Annotated in this window: 22 protein-coding genes and 1 pseudogene; 12 read left to right on the top strand and 11 right to left on the bottom strand. The window is 71.6% G+C overall.

All coding sequences use genetic code 11. From position 1 onward, the window contains the following. Positions 1-96: 96 nt before the first annotated feature. On the bottom strand, positions 97-1,497 hold the full coding sequence (locus AC6H2I_RS24515; protein WP_497503384.1) for a calcium-binding protein: 1,401 nt from the start codon (positions 1,495-1,497) through the stop codon (positions 97-99). A gap of 937 nt (positions 1,498-2,434) precedes the next feature. Here AC6H2I_RS24515 and AC6H2I_RS24510 point away from each other — a divergent pair. The 7 genes and pseudogenes from AC6H2I_RS24510 (at position 2,435) to AC6H2I_RS24480 (ending at position 7,389) form a co-directional block, all read left to right on the top strand. Then, positions 2,435-4,141 (top strand): GspE/PulE family protein, encoded by a 1,707-nt coding sequence (locus AC6H2I_RS24510; protein ID WP_497503383.1) that lies wholly within the window; start codon positions 2,435-2,437, stop codon positions 4,139-4,141. 3 nt (positions 4,142-4,144) lie between these two features. Then, positions 4,145-5,359: a type II secretion system F family protein gene (locus tag AC6H2I_RS24505; protein WP_497503382.1), complete on the top strand. Its 1,215-nt coding sequence runs from the start codon at positions 4,145-4,147 to the stop codon at positions 5,357-5,359. 103 nt (positions 5,360-5,462) lie between these two features. Beyond that, positions 5,463-5,894: a type II secretion system major pseudopilin GspG gene (gene gspG / locus AC6H2I_RS24500; protein ID WP_497503381.1), complete on the top strand. Its 432-nt coding sequence runs from the start codon at positions 5,463-5,465 to the stop codon at positions 5,892-5,894. A 10-nt stretch (positions 5,895-5,904) separates the two neighbouring features. After that, positions 5,905-5,958, top strand: a pseudogene (locus AC6H2I_RS24495) (prepilin-type N-terminal cleavage/methylation domain-containing protein); the annotation flags it as partial. Next, positions 5,953-6,318, top strand: coding sequence for a GspH/FimT family pseudopilin (locus tag AC6H2I_RS24490; RefSeq protein WP_497503380.1), 366 nt, complete (start codon positions 5,953-5,955; stop codon positions 6,316-6,318). The pseudogene AC6H2I_RS24495 and the gene AC6H2I_RS24490, both read left to right, overlap by 6 nt. Further along, positions 6,260-6,742, top strand: coding sequence for a prepilin-type N-terminal cleavage/methylation domain-containing protein (locus tag AC6H2I_RS24485; protein WP_497503379.1), 483 nt, complete (start codon positions 6,260-6,262; stop codon positions 6,740-6,742). The genes AC6H2I_RS24490 and AC6H2I_RS24485 overlap by 59 nt, the downstream gene beginning before the upstream one ends. Further along, entirely contained in the window at positions 6,739-7,389 is a 651-nt protein-coding gene (locus tag AC6H2I_RS24480) for a type II secretion system protein GspJ (RefSeq protein ID WP_497503378.1), read from the top strand. The genes AC6H2I_RS24485 and AC6H2I_RS24480 overlap by 4 nt, the downstream gene beginning before the upstream one ends. Here AC6H2I_RS24480 and AC6H2I_RS24475 read toward each other — a convergent pair. From AC6H2I_RS24475 to AC6H2I_RS24430, 10 genes are all read right to left on the bottom strand, one after another. Then, positions 7,337-8,572 carry an MFS transporter gene (locus AC6H2I_RS24475; protein WP_497503377.1) on the bottom strand — a complete coding sequence of 412 codons (1,236 nt, stop codon included), beginning with the start codon at positions 8,570-8,572 and terminating at the stop codon, positions 7,337-7,339. The two genes, AC6H2I_RS24480 and AC6H2I_RS24475, sit on opposite strands and share 53 nt — an antisense overlap. After that, positions 8,569-8,982 carry a bacteriohemerythrin gene (locus tag AC6H2I_RS24470; protein WP_497503376.1) on the bottom strand — a complete coding sequence of 138 codons (414 nt, stop codon included), beginning with the start codon at positions 8,980-8,982 and terminating at the stop codon, positions 8,569-8,571. Before AC6H2I_RS24470 ends, AC6H2I_RS24475 begins: the two co-directional genes overlap by 4 nt. Before the next feature lie 20 nt (positions 8,983-9,002). Next, positions 9,003-10,289: a TRAP transporter large permease gene (locus AC6H2I_RS24465; RefSeq protein WP_497503375.1), complete on the bottom strand. Its 1,287-nt coding sequence runs from the start codon at positions 10,287-10,289 to the stop codon at positions 9,003-9,005. Next, positions 10,286-10,795 (bottom strand): TRAP transporter small permease, encoded by a 510-nt coding sequence (locus tag AC6H2I_RS24460; protein ID WP_497503374.1) that lies wholly within the window; start codon positions 10,793-10,795, stop codon positions 10,286-10,288. The genes AC6H2I_RS24465 and AC6H2I_RS24460 overlap by 4 nt, the downstream gene beginning before the upstream one ends. Positions 10,796-10,823: 28 nt before the next feature. Next, a complete protein-coding gene (locus tag AC6H2I_RS24455; RefSeq protein ID WP_497503373.1) occupies positions 10,824-11,846 on the bottom strand; it encodes a TRAP transporter substrate-binding protein in 1,023 nt (340 codons plus the stop codon). Positions 11,847-11,890: 44 nt separating this feature from the next. Next, positions 11,891-12,916 (bottom strand): aldo/keto reductase, encoded by a 1,026-nt coding sequence (locus AC6H2I_RS24450; protein ID WP_497503372.1) that lies wholly within the window; start codon positions 12,914-12,916, stop codon positions 11,891-11,893. Continuing rightward, a complete protein-coding gene (locus tag AC6H2I_RS24445) occupies positions 12,909-13,862 on the bottom strand; it encodes a Gfo/Idh/MocA family oxidoreductase (protein WP_497503371.1) in 954 nt (317 codons plus the stop codon). The genes AC6H2I_RS24450 and AC6H2I_RS24445 overlap by 8 nt, the downstream gene beginning before the upstream one ends. 12 nt (positions 13,863-13,874) lie before the next feature. Further along, a complete protein-coding gene (locus tag AC6H2I_RS24440; RefSeq protein WP_497503370.1) occupies positions 13,875-14,720 on the bottom strand; it encodes a class III extradiol dioxygenase subunit beta in 846 nt (281 codons plus the stop codon). After that, positions 14,713-16,026 (bottom strand): protocatechuate 4,5-dioxygenase subunit alpha, encoded by a 1,314-nt coding sequence (ligA, locus tag AC6H2I_RS24435; protein WP_497503369.1) that lies wholly within the window; start codon positions 16,024-16,026, stop codon positions 14,713-14,715. The genes AC6H2I_RS24440 and ligA overlap by 8 nt, the downstream gene beginning before the upstream one ends. 142 nt (positions 16,027-16,168) lie before the next feature. Continuing rightward, entirely contained in the window at positions 16,169-17,389 is a 1,221-nt protein-coding gene (locus tag AC6H2I_RS24430) for a LysR family transcriptional regulator (protein WP_497503368.1), read from the bottom strand. Positions 17,390-17,591: 202 nt separating this feature from the next. Here AC6H2I_RS24430 and AC6H2I_RS24425 point away from each other — a divergent pair, with 202 nt between their 5' ends. The 5 genes from AC6H2I_RS24425 (at position 17,592) to AC6H2I_RS24405 (ending at position 21,371) form a co-directional block, all read left to right on the top strand. Further along, a complete protein-coding gene (locus tag AC6H2I_RS24425) occupies positions 17,592-18,323 on the top strand; it encodes a PIG-L deacetylase family protein (RefSeq protein WP_497503367.1) in 732 nt (243 codons plus the stop codon). Next, positions 18,323-18,994: a 4-carboxy-4-hydroxy-2-oxoadipate aldolase/oxaloacetate decarboxylase gene (locus tag AC6H2I_RS24420; protein WP_497503366.1), complete on the top strand. Its 672-nt coding sequence runs from the start codon at positions 18,323-18,325 to the stop codon at positions 18,992-18,994. The genes AC6H2I_RS24425 and AC6H2I_RS24420 overlap by 1 nt, the downstream gene beginning before the upstream one ends. After that, a complete protein-coding gene (locus AC6H2I_RS24415) occupies positions 18,987-20,042 on the top strand; it encodes a 4-oxalomesaconate tautomerase (protein WP_497503365.1) in 1,056 nt (351 codons plus the stop codon). The genes AC6H2I_RS24420 and AC6H2I_RS24415 overlap by 8 nt, the downstream gene beginning before the upstream one ends. Before the next feature lie 20 nt (positions 20,043-20,062). Then, entirely contained in the window at positions 20,063-20,932 is an 870-nt protein-coding gene (locus AC6H2I_RS24410; protein WP_497503364.1) for an amidohydrolase family protein, read from the top strand. 76 nt (positions 20,933-21,008) lie between these two features. Then, complete coding sequence (locus AC6H2I_RS24405) at positions 21,009-21,371, top strand: protocatechuate 4,5-dioxygenase subunit alpha (protein ID WP_497503363.1); 363 nt, start codon at positions 21,009-21,011, stop codon at positions 21,369-21,371.

The raw sequence follows: 21,371 nt of genomic DNA, 5'->3' as shown, positions 1-21,371 counted from the left end.
CCGTGGCCGCTCGGCCACGACGCGCTGGTTCGACTGGCTGGAGGTTCCCTGGGTCCGCTTCATCGGCGACACGCCGGCGGACCCAGGTCATGCTCGTCAGTGGAACACGAAGTCACCGGCATTGAGGTCGTCGACCCGGACTCCTTCCAGACGGATGCTCATGGTCTCGGTGATCACGATGGTGGTGTTGCCGTCGAGGTCTTCGACCAGTTGCAGATCGCCGACGTCGTCGAGGCCGATGACGGTCAGGTCGATGACGTCGTCCTCGGAGAAGTCGTGGACCACATCGTGTCCCGTGTCTTTCAAGTGGAAATAGAACACATCGGCGCCGGCCCCGCCCCACAGATCGTCGTCGCCTTTGCCGCCGTAAAGGTGGTCCTCACCATCCTCTCCGAGAAGCTGGTCGTCATCAGCGCCGCCGATCAGGGTGTCGTTCTGGCTGCCGCCGAGCAGGGTGTCTTCCTCGCCGCCGCCCACGAGAACGTCGTTGTCGGCGCCGCCACGCAACAGGTCATCGCCGCTTCCGCCGGAAAGGACGTCGTCACCCCAGTCACCCACCAGGTGGTCATTGCCCGACCCGCCGTCCAGAAAATCGTCGTCGCCGCCCCCGTTCAGATGGTCGTTGCCGGAGTCGCCGAACACCTGGTCATTGTCCTCACCGCCGCCCAGTGTGTCGTCGCCGAAACCACCGCTGAGCGTGTCCAAACCGTCATCTCCCGAAAGGCGGTCGTTGTCGGAGCCCCCATCGAGAACGTCATTGCCATCCCCACCTCTGAGGGTGTCCCGACCGAAGCCGCCGTCGAGGACATCATTGCCGGCGTCGGCAAGGAGATGGTCGTTGCCGCCGGCGCCGATCAGGCTGTCATTGCCGTCGCCGCCCGAAAGGCTGTCGTTGCCCGCGCCACCATCGAGGAGATCGGCGCCACCGTCGCCGAACATCCGGTCGTCGTCGTCCTCGCCGAACATCCGGTCGCCGGCGTCGCCGCCGTAGAGGGTGTCCTGGCCACCACCGCCGTACAACCAGTCGTTCCCGCCATCACCGTACAGCGTGTCGTCGCCGATGCCACCATAGAGGTCATCGGCGTGCGCCCCGCCATGAAGGGCATCGTTGCCGTCCTCGCCGTACAGGATGTCGAACGCGTCACCGCCGTACAGCGTGTCATGGTCATCACCGCCGTACAGAACGTCGTAGTCGTTGCCGCCATTCAGGACGTCATTGCCGCTGCCCCCATAGAGGTCGTCGTTGCCGTCGCCGCCAAAGAGCACGTCATCACCGGTGCCGCCGTCCAGAGTGTCGTTCCCGCCTTCGCCATTGACCTCGTCGTTGCCACTCTCGCCGAGCATGTAGTCGTTGCCGTCACCTCCCAGGAGGGTGTCATGTCCGGCACCGGCCAAGAACAGTTCATCATTGCCGTTGCCGATCATGAGGTCATTGAAGGCCGTGCCGTAGCGGATATGGAGGACGGTCGGATCAATTCCGGGGATGCCAAGGCCCATTGCTGATCTCCAGTGATTCGATGTTGATTGCGAACGGGAGAGTCATCAATCGACTGGCGAGGAGAAGACGTTACAGTCGTTACATACAGAAACCAGCGACGACAATTCTCAAAATGATCAATTCTGACAATATATATGTAACAAATATAATCCAGATGACCTCGTTACACGAGCCTATTTGCCGATCTCGCTTGCCGATTCCATGTTCTTTCAGCTGAAAAGGTCAGGCACGCGGCGGCGACGCTGAAATGCGCTTGTTCCCCGAGGATCAGGTGAAGAGGACGTCTGCACCACCGGCACCCGACAGAGGTGTCGTTGCCGGCACCAGCGAGGACGGTTTCGCCGACGACGCTTCTGACCATGTCGTCGTTCAAGTTTGTGCCGAAAAGGAAGATTGGAATCTTGAGACTCATGGTCTGAATTCCTTTCCAGATCGGCGTTCCTGGGAAAAGACAAGCACACGAACGAACGATCAGAATGGTTCTTCTCATCCTTGATGGGCAGAGTATCGTGATAATTTGTTCCGTTAAAGAGCAAAACAAATTATCATTATCTCAATGAGCGTATCTGTCGACGCAATCATGCTGACGTTCGCCCCCTGTGGGGAGCGGCGGCGTCCCATGCGGCGGGCTTGAGCGGGCGTGGTTCAGCGGACCGAGGGCCGTGTTGGCCGGCACCGCGTGGCCGGCCAACACCGTCATGAGCCGGCGGGCTGCGGAAAGCCGCCACCGATGGGCTTTGAACGCCTCCGCCAGCCGCGCGCTCGGTCGGCTTGGTCCCGCCGTTTCGACCGCGCCAACGCCCTCACCTGCGACACCTGCTCCGTGTCGCCACGACCCGAGGCCGCCCAACCGTGGTCGCGATTCATCATTTGATGGGTCCCGCATCGGTCTATCAAATGTGGCACCCCAAGGGGGATCCTGCTTAGTGTGACACCATGACCTCCGCCGCCGCCGGCCTTCCCGCCCCCGACGACCGCCTCGCCGCCGCCCTGCTGGAGCGCGGCCTGCTGGACGGCGCGGCGCTGGACCGCGCCCGGCGCGCCGCCGCGGCGACCCGCGGCCGGCTGGCCCCGACCCTGGCCAGCCTGGGGCTGGTGGCCGACCGCCACATCGCCGAGGCGTTGGCCGCGGTGGCCGGCCTGCCGCTCCTCGACCCCGCCGCCTACCCCGCGGCCCCGCTGTTCGCCGACGCACTGCCGGCCGACTTCCTGCGCGCCGGGGCGGCGCTGCCGGTCGCCGTGGCGGGCGACGCGGTGGTGCTGGCGATGGCCGACCCGTTCGACGGCTTCACCGCCCGGGCCGTGGAATGGGCGGTCGGCCGGCGGGTCGAGCGGCGGGTCGCCGTCGCCGGCGAGCTGGAGGCGGCCCTGGAACGGCTCTACGGCGCCGGCGGCGCCGTGCAGGCGGTCGCGGGTGCGGCCGACGATCCGGCCGAGGAGGCCGACGCCGAGCGCCTCAAGGACCTCGCCGGCGAGGCGCCGGTGATCCGCTTCGTCAACCGCCTGATCGCCGACGCGGTGGCCGCCCGCGCCTCCGACATCCACCTGGAGCCGCAGGCCGAGGGGCTGCGCATCCGCATCCGCGTCGACGGGTTGCTGCGCCCGCTCGACCCGCCGCCGCCGGGCTGGGCCGCGGCGGTGGCGTCGCGCCTCAAGGTGATGGCCCGCCTCGACATCGCCGAGCGGCGCCTGCCCCAGGACGGGCGCATCCGGGTCGCGGTGCGCGGCCGCGACGTCGACATCCGGGTCTCCACCCTGCCGACCCTGCACGGCGAGAAGGTGGCGTTGCGCCTGCTCGACCGCGACGCGGCCATCCTCGACCTCGCCGGACTCGGCCTGGGCGACGACGCCCTGCGCCGCTACCTGCGCCTGTTGGAGCGGTCCAACGGCATCGTCCTGGTGACCGGGCCGACCGGCAGCGGCAAGACCACGACCCTCTACGCCTCGCTGCTGCGCCTCAACGCCGCCACCGGGAACATCGTCACCGTCGAGGACCCCGTCGAGTACCAGTTGCCCGGCATCTCCCAGGTGCCGGTGCGCGCCGCCATCGGCCTCGACTTCGCCCGGGTGCTGCGGGCGATCCTGCGCCAGGACCCCGACATCGTCATGGTCGGCGAGATCCGCGACGGCGAGACCGCGGAGATCGCCGCCCAGGCGGCGCTCACCGGCCACCTCGTGCTGTCGACCGTGCACACCACCTCGGCCGCCGGCACGGTGACCCGGCTGCGCGACATGGGGGTGCCCGACTACCTCATCGCCTCCACCGTCGCCGGCATCGCCGCCCAGCGCCTGGTGCGCCGCCTCTGCCCGGCCTGCCGCGTGCCGATGGCGGTGCCGCCGGAGCTGGCCGCCCGCCTCGACCTCGACCGGATCGCCCCGGCCACGCCGGACCGCCGGCTCTACCGCGCGTGCGGCTGCCCGGCGTGCGACGGCACCGGCTTCCGCGGCCGCCTCGCCGTCGCCGAGGTGCTGGTGATGGACGAGGAGCTGCGCGGCGCCGTGCTGCGCCAGGCCGACAGCCACGAGCTGCAGCGGGTGGCCGAGGCCGGCGGCCTGCGCCCGCTGCACGAGGACGGGCTGGCCAAGGCGCTGGCCGGGGAGACCACCCTGGAGGAGGTCCTCCGGGTGACCCGGGAGGTGTAGGCCATGCCCAGCTTCCGCTACCGCGCCGTCGGCGCCGGCGGCGAGCCCCGCGACGGCGTCGCCGAGGCGGCCGACGCGCCGGCGCTGGTGCGCCACCTGCGCGCCCAGGGGTGGCTTCCCGTGGCGGTGGAGCCCGCCCCCGGCGACGGCGCCGCCGAGGCGGCCGGAGCACGCCGCGCGGCCCGCCTGGCACCGCGCGCGGTGGCCTCGGCGCTGCGCTCCCTGGCGATGCTGCTGGACGCCGGGCTGGGCCTCGACCAGGCGCTGGACTCCGCGGCCGGGGCGCTCGCCGACCGCCGCACCGCCCGGGTGCTGCGCCGCGCCCGCGAGCGGGTGCGCGCCGGCGCGCCGCTGGCCGAGGCGCTGGCGGCGCAGCGCGAGCGGATCGACGGATTCACTCTGGGCATGGTCCGTGCGGGGGAGGCGGCCGGCCGCCTCGCCGCGGCGGCGACCACCGCCGCCGAGCACCTGGAGCGCGCCGAGGACGCGCGGGACCGGCTGCGCGCCGCCCTGGCCTACCCGGCGGTGCTGACGGTGACCGTGGCGCTCTCCCTGGTGGTCATCGTCGCGGTGGTGCTGCCGGGCTTCCGCGACGTGTTCGACGGCGCCGGCGTCGCCCTGCCGTGGCCGACCGCGGTCCTGCTGGCGGTCGGCGAGGCGACCGCCCGCCTGTGGTGGCTGCCGGCGCTGGCCGCCGGCGGCGGCGGGCTGTGGCTGGTGCGCCGCCGCCGCCACCCCGCCGGGCGGCTGGCCCAGGACCGCCGCCTGCTGGCCCTGCCGGTCCTCGGCGGCATCCTGGTTCAGGCCGAGACGGCACGCCTCGCCCACACCCTGGGCCCCCTGCTGCGCCAGGGCATCGCCATGAGCCAGGCCCTGCCGATCGCCCGCTCCGCGCTGCGCAACGCCGCCCTGGCCGATGCGGTCGCCGCGGTGGAGCGCGAGGTGGCGGCCGGCCGCGGCTTCGCGGCGCCCTTCGCGGCGAGCGGCCGGTTCCCGCCGCTCGCCGCGCAGATCGTGCGAATCGGCGAGGAGAGCGGCCGGCTCGCCCCCGCCCTGGCCGAGCTGGCGGCCCTCGCCGACCGCGAGGTCGACCGGCGCACGCGGGGCCTGACGGCGCTCCTGGTGCCGCTGCTCACGGTGGCGATGGCCCTGGTGGTCGGCGGCATCATCGTCGCCGTGCTGCTGCCCATCCTCAGCCTGGGCGAGCTTGCGGGATGAGCGGGCGCGGCGCGCCGCAGGGACGGGAGATTCCCCTTGCATGGCCACGGTGGCACCGCTCTGATGCCGCCCGATGGAAGCGGCGGGCAGCGACGGGACGGCCATGACGACGCGGAAGCGGCGACGCGACGAGCGCGGGGTGACGCTGCTGGAGATGCTGCTGGTGCTGGTGATCCTCGGCATGGTGGTGGCGGTCCTGGCCGCCCCCCAGCTGTTCCGCCAGCTCGGCTCGGCCAAGCAGAAAACGGCGGCGGTGCAGCTCGAGACGGTGGCCGGCGCCCTCGACCTCTACCGCCTCGAGGTCGGCCGCTACCCGACCCAGCAGGAGGCGCTGGCCGCCCTGGTCGAACGGCCGCAGGGCGCCGACGGCTGGAATGGCCCCTACCTGAAGAAGCTCGACGCCCTCAAGGACCCCTGGGGCCAGCCCTTCGTCTACCGCATTCCCGGGCAGCACGGCGACTTCGACCTCTACACCCTGGGCGCCGACCAGACCGCGGGAGGCGACGGCGAGAACCGCGACGTCACCAGCTGGTAGCGCCGCCGCCGGCTTCACCCTGGCGGAGACGCTGATCGTCCTGGTCCTGCTGGCGCTCGTGTCGGCAGGGGTTGCCGGTGCGCTCGGCCTGGGGCGGGGCGGCGCCACCCCGGCGGCGGCGGCCGAGGAACTGGCCCGCGCCCTGCGGTCGGCACGCGCCGCGGCGGTCGCCGGCAACCGCCCCGTCGTGGTCGCCGTCGACGGGCCGGGGCGGCGCTACCGGGGTGCCGACGGGCGCGTCGTCGCCTGGCCGTCCGGCCTGAGCGTCGCCGTGGACGACGCGGCCGGCGGGGCGATACGGTTCTTCGCCGACGGCAGCTCCGCCGGCGGCACGGTGATCCTGTCGGATGGGAGGAGCGCGGTTCGTGTGCGGACGCTTTGGCCGACCGGCCTGGTGCGGGTGGAAACGGTCGCGCGGCCCTGACCGGGCCGGCTTCACCCTGCTCGAGGCGGTGGTGGCGCTGACCCTGGTCGCCGCCGTGGCGGTGCTGGTGTTCCGCGTCGCCGCCCTGGCGGCGCGCACCGCGGAATCCGCACCGGACCGGGTGTTCGCGGTGGAGCGGGCGCGCTCCCTGCTCGCCGCGGTCGACGCCGCCCCGGCGCTGGCCGCCGGGCTGCGCCGCTCCGGCAGCGGCGGCGACGGCGGCGGCGACGGCTTCGCCTGGACGCTCGCGGTGGCGGAGGTGGCGGTGCACGCGGTGGAGGTGGGCACCACCATCGGGCTGTTCCGCGTCACCGCGTCGGTGACCTGGGGCGAGCCGCCGCGGACGCTGGCGCTGACCACCCTGCGCACCGCCGCGGTCGCCGCCGACCCGGCCGCCGTCGCGCTGCCGGTGCCCGCCCGGTGAGCGCCGCGATGAGCGCCGCGGTGCCCGCCGCGATGATCACCCCGGCGATCCGCCACCGCGCCGCCGGCTTCACGCTGCTGGAGCTGCTGCTGGCCGTGACCCTGCTCGGGGCGGCGGTCGCCATGACCACCGGCGGGCTGCACCTGGGCCGGCGCGCGTGGGAGGCCGGGGACCGCCGGCTGGACCGGCTGGAGCGGACCGCCACCGCCCATTCCCTGATCCGCCAGGCCCTGGCCCAGGCCTTGCCGGGGCGGCTGGCCGGCGCCGCGGCGGCCGGCGGGATCTTCACCGGCGGCCCCGACGGCGCCGTCTTCCTGGCGGCGCGCCCCGCCGGGGCGGTGGGTGGCGGGCCGCACCGCGTCGCCCTGGCCGCCGTGGCCGCCACGGGGGCGCTGCGGCTGGATCTCCTGGTCGGGCCTTCGCCCGGCCCTCCGCCCGGTGGCCCGGAAACGCGCCGGGCCGTGCTGTTGGAGGGGCTGTCCGCCGTGACCTTCCGCTATTTCGGGCCGGCCGTGGACGACCCGACCCCGCGCTGGCGCGACCGCTGGGAGCGCACGAGCCGCTTGCCCGACCTGGTGCGGGTGGACGCCGCCTTCACCGACGGCAGCCCCTGGCCGGACCTGGTGGTGGCCCTGCCGCTGCGCTGAGCCGCGCCAGGCGCGACGCGCCGACCCCGGCCGCCACGGTCAGCGCGGCGGCGGCCAGCAGCGGCCAGCGCGCGCCGCCCCAGTCGCCGCCCGCCGCGGCGACCGCGGCGGCGATGATCGGCGGCCCGGGGAACTGGCCCAGCGCCGAGCCCTGCATGAGGATGCCGTTGGCCGCCCCCATGTGGCCGGGCGACGGCGCGTGGCCGGGGGCGCCGGCGAACAGGCAGGACGGGATCATGCCGGCGGTGAAGGAGAACACCAGGCACAGCCCGTAGCGCGCCACCTCCGGCAGGGCGTGGCTGAAGATGCCCACGGTCGCCAGCGCCATCCCGGCGGAGCCCGCGGCGATCAGCCGGGCCGGCGCCACCCCGCGGCGCAGGTTCCAGCCGCCCGACAGGTTGCCCGGCACGTTGACCACCACCACCAGCGCCGTCAGCAGCGCCGCCACCGCCGGCGCGGCGCCGAGGTCGGCGGCCAGGAAGGTCGGCAGCCAGACCATGAGCGACACCCATTGGAAGGCGTAGGCGGCAAAGGCCAGCCCGAGCAGCAGCAGCCCCGGGCGCGTCACCGTCTCCACCAGCACGCGCAGCGGGCTGCCGGCGGGGCGGGTCGGCAGCGGCACGCGCGCCACCGCCCGGTCGACCACCGCCAGCGCCGCCACGGCCAGCGCGGCGATCGCCCACCACAGGCCGCGCCAGCCGGCGAGGGCCAGCAGCGGCGGCGCGATGACCAGCGCGAGCGCCATGCCGGCGGGCATGAAGACGCTCCACAAGGACAGCGCCAGGGGGCGGTCGCGCTCGGCGGCGGCGGCCATCACCACCGTGGGCAGGGCGACCGCGGCGGCGATGAAGCCGATGCCCTCGACGACGCGGCTGAACAGCAGCGCCGCCAGTCCGTGGCTGGACGCGCCCAGCGCCCCGCCGGCGATCAGGCAGGCCAGGCCCAGCCCGATCAGCCGGCGCCGGCCGACCCGGTCGGCGGTGACGCCGACCACCAGGGCCAGCAGCATGCCCAGGAGGTTGAAGGTCGAGACGACGAAGCCGACCTCCACCAGGCCGAGGCCGAGCTCGGCGCGCAGCGCCGGCACCGCCGGGGGAACCTTGCCCAGGTGCAGCGCCGCGACGACGCCGCCGAACAGCGCCGTCAGCACCACCGCCCACCGGGTCGGCGGCGCAGCGGTCACGCCGCCCCGTCCCGCAGGCTCCGGATGTGGTCGCGGTAGCGCATGTCCTCGGTCCCCACATGCTCCACCAGCCAGCGGCCGAGGAAGTCGTTGACCGTGGCGCCGATCTCGAACGAGGTCTCGACCGAGCGCTCGTAGGCCATCTTGACGGCGCCCAGCCACTCGACGAACAGCCTGTGGCGCCGCACGTGGTCGTCGTAGCCGGGATAGGCGCAGCGCCGCATCAGCGCCTCCTCGTGGGCGAAGTGCTCGCGGGCGTAATGTTCCAGGTGGTCGATGGTGTCGGAGAGGATCGATTCCGACACGTCCGCCGCCTCCAGCCGGTGCAGCAGGCGGAACAGCTCCCGGTGCTCGGCGTCGATGTCGGGCTCGCCGACGCTGAGGTCGGGACTCCACTGATAGGCGCTCATGGCGGGCTCCTTCCGACGCGTCAGAGCAGGGCCAGGGCGAGGCCCGGGAACAGGATCAGCAGGGCGAGCCGGACCAGGTCCGACATCACGAAGGGCATGACGCCGCGGAAGATGTCGGCGATCGGCACCTCCGGGGCCACCGATTTGATGACGAACACGTTCATGCCGACCGGCGGCGTGATCAGGCCCATCTCCACCGTGATGACGGTGACGATGCCGAACCACACGGGGTCGAAGCCGGCCGCCTGGGCCAGCGGATAGACCACCGGCACGGTCAGCAGCAGCATGGCGATGCTGTCCATCACGCAGCCCAGCAGCGTGTAGAGCACGAGGATGCACAGCAGCACGGCCAGCGGCGGCAGGTTCCAGCCCTGCACCATCTCCACCAGCGAGAACGAGATGCGCGAGACCGAGAGAAAGTAGCCGAAGATCTCCGCGCCGATGATCATGAAGAAGATCATCGCCGTCAGCATCAGCGTCTCCTCGACCGCCTCGCCGAACTGCTGGAAGGTCATGCCGCGCACCAGCGCCACGACGAAGGTGCCGGCCGCACCGACCGCCGCCGCCTCGGTCGGCGTGAAGATGCCGCCGTAGATGCCGCCGATGATGAACAGGAAGATGCCGCCGAACGGCACCAGCCCCTTCAGGCCGAGGACCTTCTCGCGCAGGCTGGTGGGTTCGCCGGGCTGCGCCAGCGACGGCTTCAGCGCCACCACCAGGGCGATGGTGGCGCAGTACAGCACCAGCCCGAGCAGGCCGGGGATGACCCCGGCGATGAACATGTCGCCCACGCTCTGCTCGGTCACCAGCGCGTAGAGCAGGAGCGCGATCGAGGGCGGGATCATGATGCCCAGCGTGCCGCCGGCCGCCAGGGTGCCGGTGGCGAGCGAGTCGGAATAGCCGTTGCGCTTCATCTCCGGCAGGGCGACCCGGGCCATGCTGGCGGCGGTCGCCAGCGACGAACCGGAGATGGCGGAAAACACCCCGCACGAGCTGACCGCCGCCAGCGCCATGCCGCCGCGCCAGCCGCCGAACAGGCTGCGCGCGCCGGAGAACAGCTCCGCCGACATGCGCGCCTTGGAGGCGAAAACGCCCATCAGGATGAACATCGGGATGGGGCTGAAGGAGTAGTTGGACAGCGTCTCGAAGGGGCCGCTGTCGAGGATCGACATGGCCGGGTTGAAGGCCACGATCCAGGCGAAGCCGACGAAGCCGGTCGTCGCCATGGCCAGTGCCACCGGGCAGCGGAGCGCGATCAGCACCAGCATGCCGGCGATGCACAGGAATCCGATGAGGGGTGCGCTCATGATGGTTCGCCGCGTTGGAAGATCTGCTGCAGCGCCACGAGCACCCCGCGTGCCGCCAGCACGGCGGTGGCGAAAGCGGTCACGCCGTAGATGTAGGTGAGGGGGATGAGGAGGTCCTGGGTCGACTCGCCGGTCATCGCCACCCGCTCCGCCGCCTCGACGAAGCGGGTGGTCATGCCGATGCCCATGAGGCCGAAGCCCAGGGTGTAGACCCCGGCCAGCACGCTCTTCGCCCGCTCGCTCAGGCCGTTGGTGAACAGGTCGACGATGACCTGGCCGCGCGCGACGGCGTAGGGCAGCGTGAACAGCACCATGAACAGCAGGAGGTAGCTGACGATCTCAATGCCGCCGGTGAAGGTGAAATCGACCGCCCCGGCGGTGAATCCGAAGGTGCTTCGGCTCACCACGTCGACGAGGATGACGAGCATCATGGCGATCAGCAACACACCCGCGATGTGGTACAGCGCCTGGGCGACGCGGAACGCCGCGTCCACGAGTGGTTTCACAGGGACCTCCCCCCTCGGCCGTGCGGCCTCAGCCCTGGCAGCTCTGGGCCAGCGCCCGGGCACGGTCGTAGACCTTGCGCGCCGGCAGGCCCTGCTTCTCCAGGTCGGCGAGGTAGGATTCGGTGGCGCGGTCGACGATCGGCTTCCAGGCCGGGTCGGCGACACCGTCCTTGATGGTGACGATGTCGTGGCCTTCCTTGACCGCCACGGCGCGCCCGGCGTCGTCCAGGTTGTCGAACACCACGCCGGCCTTCTCCGCCCACTTCATGCCGGAGTTGTCGTCGATGACCGCCTTCAGGTCGGCCGGCATGCCCTCGTAGACCTCCTTGTTCATGGTGATGAGGAAGGACAGGGTGTAGAGGCCGATCTCGGTGTGGTGCTTGGCCAGCTCGTTCAGGCGGAAGGAGTGGACGCCCTCCCACGGCAGCGACACGCCGTCGATGGTGCCGCGCTGCAGCGCCTGGTAGGATTCCGGTGCCGGCATGCCGACGGGCTGGGCGTTCGCCTCCTCCAGGATCCTGGCGACCACCGCGGTCGGGCGGCGGATGCGCAGCCCGGCCAGATCCTCGGGCGCGCGGATCTGCTTGGAGGCGGTGTGGAGGTGGCCGGGGCCGTGGGTGAACAGGAACAGCGGCCGGGTGTCGCCGTACTCGCCGGCGATCAGCCCCTCGTCATAGAGGGACTGGATGACGCACGAGCCGTGCTTGGCGTTCTTCACGATGCCCGGCAGCTCGACCACCTGGGTCAGCGGGAAGCGGTTGGCGGTGTAGCCCTGCACCGTGGTCGTCATGTCGGCGACCCGGTTCTTGACGGCCTCGTACTGGGCCGGCGGCTTGGCCAGAGTGGCCGAGGGGTAGATCTGCACCTCGATGCGGCCGTCCGACTCCTTGGTGACGGTGTCGGCCCACGCCTGGAACAGGTCCCGCTGGGCCTCGGACACCGCCGGCCAGAAATGGGCGAAGCGCAGCGTCACCTCGGCCGCCTGGGCCGGCAGGGCTGCGCCGCACGCGAGGGTGCCGAGGACGGCGGCGGCCGCGATGGTCTTGAGCATGGTGAAACCTCCCGAATGTTGTGCTTCGTTGAAGACCGTTGATGTCAGGCGAACTCTTCGGTGTCGATCTCGACCTGGGCGGCCGCGGGGTAGCGCGCACCCCGGACCGAGTGGCGGTTGACGATCGCCTCCAGGCGCGCCACCAGCGGCGCGTCCAGGGCGAGCGATGCGGCACCGGCGTTCTCGCGCAGATGGTCGCGCCGCGTCGTGCCGGGGATCGGCACCACGTGCGGCGCCTTGGCCAGCGTCCAGGCCAGCGCCACCTGGGCCATGGTGCAGCCGGCCTCGCCCGCCACCGCCGCCACGCCGTCGAGCAGGGCGAGGTTGGCGGCGTAGGCGTCAGGCTGGAAGCGCGGCATGCCGCGCCGCAGGTCCGTGGGCGCCAGCCCGGCGACGTCGCGCAGCGCCCCCGTCAGATAGGCGCGGGCGAGCGGCGAGAAGGCGACGAACCCGACCCCCAGCTCGGCGCAGGCGTCGAGCACGGCGATCTCGGGGTTGCGCGTCCACAACGAGTATTCGGTCTGCACCGCGGCCACGGGGTGGACGGCGTGGGCCCGGCGCAGGGTCGCGGCCGACACCTCCGACAGGCCGATGGCGCGGATCTTCCCCTCGCCCACCAGGTCGGCCAGCGCGCCGACGCTGTCCTCGATGGGGATGCGCTTGTCCCAGCGGTGCAGGTAGTAGAGGTCGATGACGTCGGTGCCCAGCCGCTTCAGTCCGTCCTCGCAGGTCCGGCGCAGCGTCTCGGGCCGGCCGTCGATCTCGCGCCGGCCGTCCGCGTTGGGGCCGATGCCGCCCTTGCTGGCCAGCACGTATTCGCCGCGGCGGTGGCCCACCGCCGCACCCACCAGCCGCTCGTTGGCGCCCATGCCGTAGAGGGCGGCGGTGTCCAAGAGGGTGTAGCCGAGGTCGAGCGCCTCGTTGAGCAGACGCCCGGCCTCGGCCGGGTCGGGCGGGGTGCCGTAGGCGTGGGACAGGTTCATGCAGCCCAGGCCGATCGCCGACACGGCGAAGGGCCCGATGCGGCGTTGCGGCATGGCCCCCGCCACGGGCATCGCCGCCTCAGCCATTGGCGTCCAGGGAGCGTTCCAGCCGGTCCAGGGTCTCCATGGCCGGCAGGCACCGGGCGACGCTGGCGTTGGGCTCGCGGCCGTCCGTGATGGCGGAGAAGAACTCGCGGTCGATCAGCTCGATGCCGTTCATCGACACCGCCACGCCGGACAGGTCGATGGCCTTGCCCTCGCCGTCCTCCAGGTCGTCGTAGCGCGCCACATAGGTGCCGTTGTCGCAGATGTAGCGGAAGAAGGTGCCGAGCGGCCCCTTGTTGTTGAACGACAGCGACAGCGTGCAGACGGCGCCGGACGGCACCTTCAGGCCGATGCTCATGTCCATGGCGATGCCCAGCTCCGGGTGCATCGGCCCCTGCAGCGCGAAGGCGTGGGAGGCGGTCTGGCCGGTCTGGTACTGGAACAGGTCGACGGTGTGGCAGGCGTGGTGCCACAGCAGATGGTCGGTCCAGCTGCGCGGCTTGCCCAGCGCGTTCATGTTGGTGCGGCGGAAGAAGTAGGTCTGCACGTCCATCTGCTGGATGGTCAGCTCACCCGCCTTGATCTTGTTGTGCACCCACTGGTGGCTGGGGTTGAAGCGCCGGGTGTGGCCGGCCATGGCCACCAGCCCGGTGCGCGCCTGCACCTCGACCAGGCGGCGGGCGTCGGCCAGGCTGTCGGCCATGGGGATCTCGACCAGCACGTGCTTGCCGGCCTCCAGGCACTGGATCGCCTGGGCGGCGTGCACCGGCGTCGGGGTGGCCAGGATCACCGCGTCGACATCGTCGCGCGCCAGGCTCTCGGCCAGGTCCTTGGTGGCGTGGGGGATGCCACGCTCCTTGGCGAAGCCCTCCACGTCGTCGGGCCCGCCGCCCACCACGGACACCACCTCGATGCCGTCGATCTTGGCGATGGCGTCGAGGTGCTTCATGCCGAACGCGCCGACGGCGCCGGCGACACAGATCTTCATGGTGCGGGTCTCCTACTCACGCTCGCATTCGAGGACCAGGTGCCCGACCGCCGTGTTGGAGGCCGGCACGTGGTAGTGGCGGTGGCGCTGGTGGACGCGGCCCGTGAGCGCGCCGCGCATGACCAGCCACATCACCAGCTCGATGCCCTCCGACCCCGCCTCGCGCAGGTACTCCACGTGCGGGATGGCGGCCGCCGCCTCGGGGTCCTCGACGATGAGGTCGAGGAAGCGGTTGTCGAACTCCGGGTTGATCAGCCCGGCGCGCTGGGCCTGGAGCTGGTGCGACATGCCGCCGGTGCCGAAGATCACCACCTTGAGGTCGCGGTCGAAGCTCTCCACCGCGCGGCGGATGGCGCGGCCCAGCTGCAGGCAGCGGTTGCCGGTGGGCGGCGGGTACTGGACCACGTTGACCGCCAGCGGGATGACCGGGCACGGCCAGTCCTCGGGCTGGCCGAACAGCAGCGACAGCGGCACCGTCAGCCCGTGGTCGACCTCCATCTTGTTGACGATGGTCAGGTCGAACTCGTCGAGGATGACCGACTGGGCGATGTGCCAGGCCAGCTCGGGATGGCCCTTGACCACCGGCACCGGCCGCGCCCCCCAGCCCTCGTCGGCCGGCATGTACTCCGCCGCACAGCCCAGCGCGAAGGTCGGGATGACCTCCAGCGAGAAGGCGGTGGCGTGGTCGTTGTAGACGACGATGACGACGTCCGGCTTCTGCTCGGCGATCCACCGGCGGGACTCCTCGAAACCGGCGAACAGCGGCTGCCAGTAGGCCTCCCCGGTCTTGCCCTGGTCGATGGCCACGCCGATGGCGGGCACGTGGGAGGTCGCGACCCCGGCGACGATCTCAGCCATGGCCCCATTCCTTCTTGCTGCGGTTGCCGGCGATGGGGCGTCCGCCGCCCAGCATCATCTGGCGATAGTCATCCTCGCTGACGCCGGTCATGCGCGCCGCGAGCTGCTGGAAATTGATGCCGTCGGTCGCCGCCAGCTTGGACGTGTAGTAGATGTTGCCGCCCAGCCGCAGCATCTCGTTCCAGTCGCGGCCGAGCACGGCCTGGCGTTGCGCCTCGGTCATGGCGAAGCGGCCGACGTAGCCCTCCTCGTCGGCCTTGAAGGCCTCGCGGTTGGCGGCGTGGCGCAGCGACATGCAGAACATGTTGAGGTGGTAGCCCTGGCGCGACTGCTCGGCGTCGAAGACGAAGGTGCCGGGGATGTCGGCGTAGGCCGGCGGCGGCACGTCGCGCCGCGCCGGGGCGTGCCCCAGCCCCTCCAGCACGCGGTCGGCGCGTGCCTGGTAGCCCTCGCCCTCGGCGGCGGCGATCGTCATCTCGCCGATGCGCTGCTGCCAGTCCACGGTCGCCGCGGCCATGCCGTTGGGCAGGCCCAGCTCGGCCACTGTCAGCGCCACCTCGCGCATCTCCGCGGCGCGCCGCACCCCGTGGGTCATCGCCCGCTCCAGGTTGTAGGCGGCCTTGCCCTTGAAGTCGAAGCCGGGGAAGGTGGCGTCCAGGCTGTCGAGCACGACCTCGTCCACGCCGGCCTTGCGGCCGGCCAGCACGCACTCGGCGAACAGCGCCTCCATCCCCTTCATCATGATCGAGCGGATCATCTTGATGGAGGAGGCGGTGCCCACCGCACCCTCGGCGATCCTGGCGTCCATCCCCAGGCCGGCCAGCGCCGCCGCCGCCGCCTGGGCGTGCTCGCCGCTGATCAGCAGCGGCGTCCTGTGCAGCTTGGGATGGACCGGCGCCATCACCGCCACGTCGACGTAGCGGCCGCGCCCGGCGGCCACCGCCTCGGCGGAGCGGCGCTTGGTGCCCGGCGCACAGGAGTTGCCGTCGAAGAACAGCGCGCCGTCGCCCAGCAGCGGGGCGGCGGCGGCGGCGGCGCGGGCGGCCTGGTCGGCGGTGACCAGCGAGAAGACCAGCGTCGCCCCCTCCAGCGCCGCCGCGGGAGTGGCGCAGCCGGTCACCCCGGCGCGTGCATAGTCCGCCTGCTTGGCGGCGCGGATGGCGGGGTCGGCGTGGTCGGTCTTGATGTCGTAGGCGGTGATGGTGACAGCCAGCCCCTTGTCCGTCAGGGCCGGGCGCCAGCCGGCGACGAAGGCCGAGGCCGCCTCGCCGAAGCCGATGCAGGCGATGTGCAAGGTGTCGGGCATGAGCTCGGTGTCCGTTTCCCTGTGGTGCGGGGCGCATGCGCGCACCCCGCTTCCCGTCCTGCCCGGTTTACCACCGGACTGCATGACAGCGATATTGATTGCCTGCCCCTGCTATTCAATTTGCGCATAACGAGGTGCGAAACTAGGTCGCATGGATGACCCGCCCGGCCTCCTGCATCAAGGCGATGAAGCGGGCCTGGGCGGCGGTGGGGCGCCAGTCGCGGCGCACCGTCAGGCCGATCGGCCGGGCGGTGTGCGGCAGGGTGAAGGGCAGCGGCGCCAGCAGCCCCCATTGCATCTCGTGACGGATCAGGTGCAGCGAGACCAGGGTCAGCCGGTCGCTGGCGGTCAGCAGGCCGCGGATGAGATTGATGGCGCCGGTCTCCACCAGGCTGCGCGGCGGGGCCACGCCGGCCTCGGCGAACAGCTGCTCGAAATGGTCGCGGGTCGGCGTGCCGCGGCGCGAGACGACCCAGCCGCAGCGCGCCAGGTCGGCGATGTCGATCCGCCCCTTGCCGGCCAGCGGATGGCCGGCCCGCCCGACGATGGCCAGCGGATCGTCGAACAGCGCCTCCTGGACCACGTCCTCGATCGGCACGGGGTTGCGCAGGGCGCCGACCAGCAGGTCCAGGTCGCCCTGGCGCAGGCTGTGCAACAGGTCCTCGTAGGGGCCGTCGACCACCTCCACCCGCGCCTCCGGGCGTTCGCGCATCAGCGCGTTGATGGCGGTCGGCAGCAGGAAGGTGCGGGCCAGCGGCATGGCGCCGATGACCAGCCGGCCGCTGTCGGCGGTCTTCCAGTCGGCCAGCTCCTCCAGCCCCTTGTCGTGCTCCGCCAGGGCCAGCTTGGCCTGCACCGCCAGCACCTCGGCGGCGCGGGTGAGCGCGATGCCGCCGCTCGCCTTTTCGAACAGCGGCACGTCGGCGAGGTGCTCCAGGTCACGGGCGGCGCGGTGGAGCGCGGGCTGCGAAACCCCGATGGCGCGGGCCGCCAGGCTGAAGTTGTGGGCGTCGGCGATGGCGATCAGGGCGCGCAGCTGCACCCCCGTCAGCATCGGCTCCAGGTTCTGCGGCCGCCCGCCGCGGCGCGTCGCCGCCCGCACGATCTCCGCCACCCCGGTCTGGAGGTGGCGCATCATCCGCTCCACCCGGTCGTGGAACAGGCGCCCGGGCTCGGTCAGGAAGACGCCGTCCGGCCGCCGCTCGAACAGCGGCGCGCCGAGCGCCGCCTCCATCTTGGCGATGGCCTGGGTGATGGCGGGCTGGGAGATGAACACCAGGCGCGCGGCGGCGCTGATGCTCCGGCTCTGGGCGACCGCCTGGAAGGCGCGGAGATGGCGGAGGTTGGGCACGGGGCGGGTCATGTCGACCTATTCAATTCCCGACGTTGCTGCGCCGCACAAGCGGCACCTATAGCAAAATCTTATACGAGAGGCGCGAGTTTGAAATAGAAAACCGCTCCGGCATGCGGAATGCTGGCGCCGTAGACGTCCACGCCCGCCGGGTGGCCGCCGCGGGGGCCGTCCCGCCGGGTCCCGGCACGCGTCAGGAGGGGAATTCCAGTCCATGAGCGAGAAGAAAACGGCCCTGGTGATCAGCGCCCACGCCGCCGATTTCGTGTGGCGGTGCGGCGGGGCCATCGCCCTGCACCAGAAGCTGGGCTACGAGGTCACCATCGTCTGCCTGTCCTATGGCGAGCGCGGCGAGTCCGCCAAGCTGTGGAAGCAGGACGCGACCCTGGAGCAGGTGAAGGCCGCCCGCCGGACCGAAGCGGAGAGGGCCGCCACGGCGCTGTCCGCCCACGACATCCGCTTCATGGATCTCGGCGACTACCCGCTCGACGTCGACCGCGACGCCAAGTTCGCGCTGGTCGACATCATCCGCGCGGTCCAGCCGAACTTCATGATGAGCCACTCGCTCTGGGACCCCTACAACACCGACCACATGGGGGCGACGCGCATCGCCCTGGAGTGCCGGATGATCGCCCAGGCCTGGGGCCACAACCCCGGCCAGACGGTTCTGGGGGCGCCCCAGCTCTACCTGTTCGAGCCGCACCAGACCGAGCAGATGGGCTGGAAGCCCGACGTCTTCCTCGACATCTCCGAGGTGTGGGACCAGAAGCGCGCCGCCATCGAGTGCATGGAGGGGCAGCAGCACCTCTGGGACTACTACACCAACCTGGCGCAGAACCGGGCCAACCACTTCCGCCGCAACTCCGGCGGCCAGGCCGGCGGCCGCGCCGCCAAATACGCCGAGGGCTTCCAGTCCGTGTTCCCCCGCACCGTGGATGAGCTGTGATGAACGTCGTCGTCCAGACCATCGAGCGGCCCGACGCCGCCATCGTCGCCGGCCTGGCCGAGGCCGGGGTCGCCACCGTTCACGAGGCGCAGGGCCGCAAGGGCCTGATGGCCTCGTACATGCGGCCGATCTACAGCGGCGCCAGCGTCGCCGGCCCGGCCGTGACCATCTCCGCCCCGCCCGGCGACAACTGGATGTTCCATGTCGCCATCGAGCAGGTGAAGACGGGCGACGTGGTCGTCATGGCCCCGACCTCGCCCTGCGAGGACGGCTATTTCGGCGACCTGCTGGCGACCTCGCTGCAGGCCCGCGGCGGCGCCGGGCTGGTGACCGAGGGCGGCGTGCGCGACGTCCGCGACCTCACCGCCATGAAGTTCCCGGTGTGGGCCAAGACCATCTACGCCGCCGGCACCGTCAAGGAGACCCTGGGCTCCATCAACATCCCCATCGTCTGCGCCGGCCAACTGGTCAACCCCGGCGACGTGGTGATCGCCGACGACGACGGGGTGTGCGTGGTGCGCCGCGCGGAGGCCGCGGAGGTGCTGGAGAAGGCCCGCGCCCGCATGGCCGCCGAGGAGGGCAAGCGCAAGCGCCTGGCCGCCGGCGAGCTCGGCCTCGACATCTACGACATGCGCGGCCGGCTGAAGGACAAGGGCCTGAAATATGTCTGACGCCCGCTGCATGTGGATGCGCGGCGGCACGTCGAAGGGCGGGTACTTCCTGGCCGAGGACCTGCCGGAGGACGTTGCCCGGCGCGACGCCTTCCTGCTGCGGGTCATGGGCTCCCCCGACCCGCGGCAGATCGACGGCATGGGCGGCGCCCACCCCCTGACCTCCAAGGTGGCGGTGGTGCGGCGCTCGGCCCGCGACGGGGTGGACGTCGACTACCTGTTCCTCCAGGTGTTCGTCGACCGGGCCATCGTCACCGACGCGCAGAACTGCGGCAACATCCTGGCCGGCATCGGCCCCTTCGCCATCGAGCGGGGTCTGGTGGCGGCACGCGACGGCGAGACGCGGGTCCGCATCTTCATGGAGAACACCGGCCAGGTGGCGGTGGCGACGGTGCGCACGCCGGGTGGGCGCGTCGCCTACGCCGGCGACGCCCGCATCGACGGGGTGCCGGGCACCGCCGCCCCGGTCCCGCTGGAGTTCAAGGACACCGCGGGGTCGAGCTGCGGGGCGCTGCTGCCCACCGGCAACGTGGTCGACGTCATCGACGGGGTGGAGGTCACCTGCATCGACAACGGCATGCCCGTTGTGTTGCTGCGGGCGTCCGACCTCGGCATCGCCGGCACCGAGACGCGCGAGCGGCTCGACGCCGACACCGCGCTCAAGGCGCGGCTGGAGAGCATCCGCCTGAAGGCCGGGCCGCTGATGAACCTCGGCGACGTCGCGGCCAAGTCGGTGCCGAAGATGACCCTGGTCAGCCCGCCGGCCGCGGGGGGCGCGATCTCCACCCGCACCTTCATCCCCCACGACTGCCACGCCTCCATCGGCGTGCTGGGCGCGGTCAGCGTCGCCACCGCCTGCGCGCTGGAGGGATCGCCGGCCGCCGCCCTGGCGGCGATGCCCGGGGGAGCCACCCGCAGCGTGGCGGTGGAGCACCCCTCGGGCGAGACCACGGTGGTGCTGACCATGGCCGAGGACGGCTCGGTCGCCACCGCGGCGATGCTGCGCACCGCGCGCAAGCTGTTCGACGGCACCGTGTTCGCCGACTGACCGATCAAGGAACCCGACCCATGGACGCCGACTACCTGCCGTTCCACCCCAGCCCGTCGAAGCCGGCCTACACGCCGCCGCCGGGCGCGGTGGACGCCCACTGCCACGTCTTCGGCCCGGGCGACGCCTTCCCCTACGCGCCGGAGCGCAAATACACCCCCTGCGACGCGGCCAAGGACACGCTGTTCGCCCTGCGCGATTTCCTGGGCTTCGAGCGCAACGTGATCGTCCAGGCCACCTGCCACGGCAAGGACAACCGGGCCCTGGTCGACGCCCTGCAAGCCTCGGGCGGCCGCGCCCGCGGCGTCGCTTCGGTCGGCCCCGACGTCAGCGACGCCGATCTCGCGGCCATGGATGCCGCCGGGGTGCGCGGCGTCCGCTTCAACTTCGTCAAGCGGCTGGTCGACGCCACCCCGCGCGACGTCTTCCTGGGCATCGCCCAGCGCATCAAGGCGCTGGGCTGGCACATCGTGGTCTATTTCGAGGCGGCCGACCTGGAGGGGCTGACCCCCTTCCTGAAGGAGCTGCCGACCACCGTGGTGATCGACCACATGGGCCGCCCGGACATCGCCGCCGGGGTGGATTCACCCGGCTTCCGGCGCTTCATCGGCCTGATGGAGGACCCGAAGTTCTGGAGCAAGGTGAGCTGCCCCGAACGCCTCAGCGTCCAGGGCCCGCCCGCCTACGACGACGTGGTGCCGTTCGCCCGCACGCTGGTCGAGCGCTTCCCCGACCGCGTGCTGTGGGGCACCGACTGGCCCCACCCCAACATGACGTCCCACATGCCCGACGACGGCCACCTGGTGGACGTCATCCCCCGCATCGCCCCGACGCCGGAGCTGCAACGGGCCCTGCTGGTCGACAACCCCATGCGGCTCTACTGGTCATAAGGATCGCGAAGAAGAAGCCTCACAAGGGAGAGCGTTAGAGACAGCGCGCCAACAATCCCGTGAGGAGGAACACGCCATGTCATATCCAGGTGAAGACGTCACCGCGGCGATACCGGGGACGACCATCTTCGATGGGCGGATGGCGATGAAAGGGTACGCACTCAACAAGATGTGCTACTCGTTCAACGACAAGACGAACCGTGACGCCTTCCTCGCCGACGAGGAGGGCTATCTGGAGGCCTACCACCTGACCGAGGAGCAGAAGGAGGCGGTGCGCAGCCGCAACGTCCTGCGGATGCTGGCGGCCGGCGGCAACATCTACTACCTGGCGAAGCTGGCCGGGATCTTCGGCCTGACGGTGCAGGACGTCGGCGCCCAGCAGCGGGGCATGAGCGTCGGCGACTTCAAGCAGATGCTGCTCGACGCGGGGAGGCATTGA

The sequence above is a fragment of the Azospirillum sp. NS33 genome (genome assembly GCF_059703765.1).
This window is presented reverse-complemented; position numbering and strand designations above follow the sequence as displayed.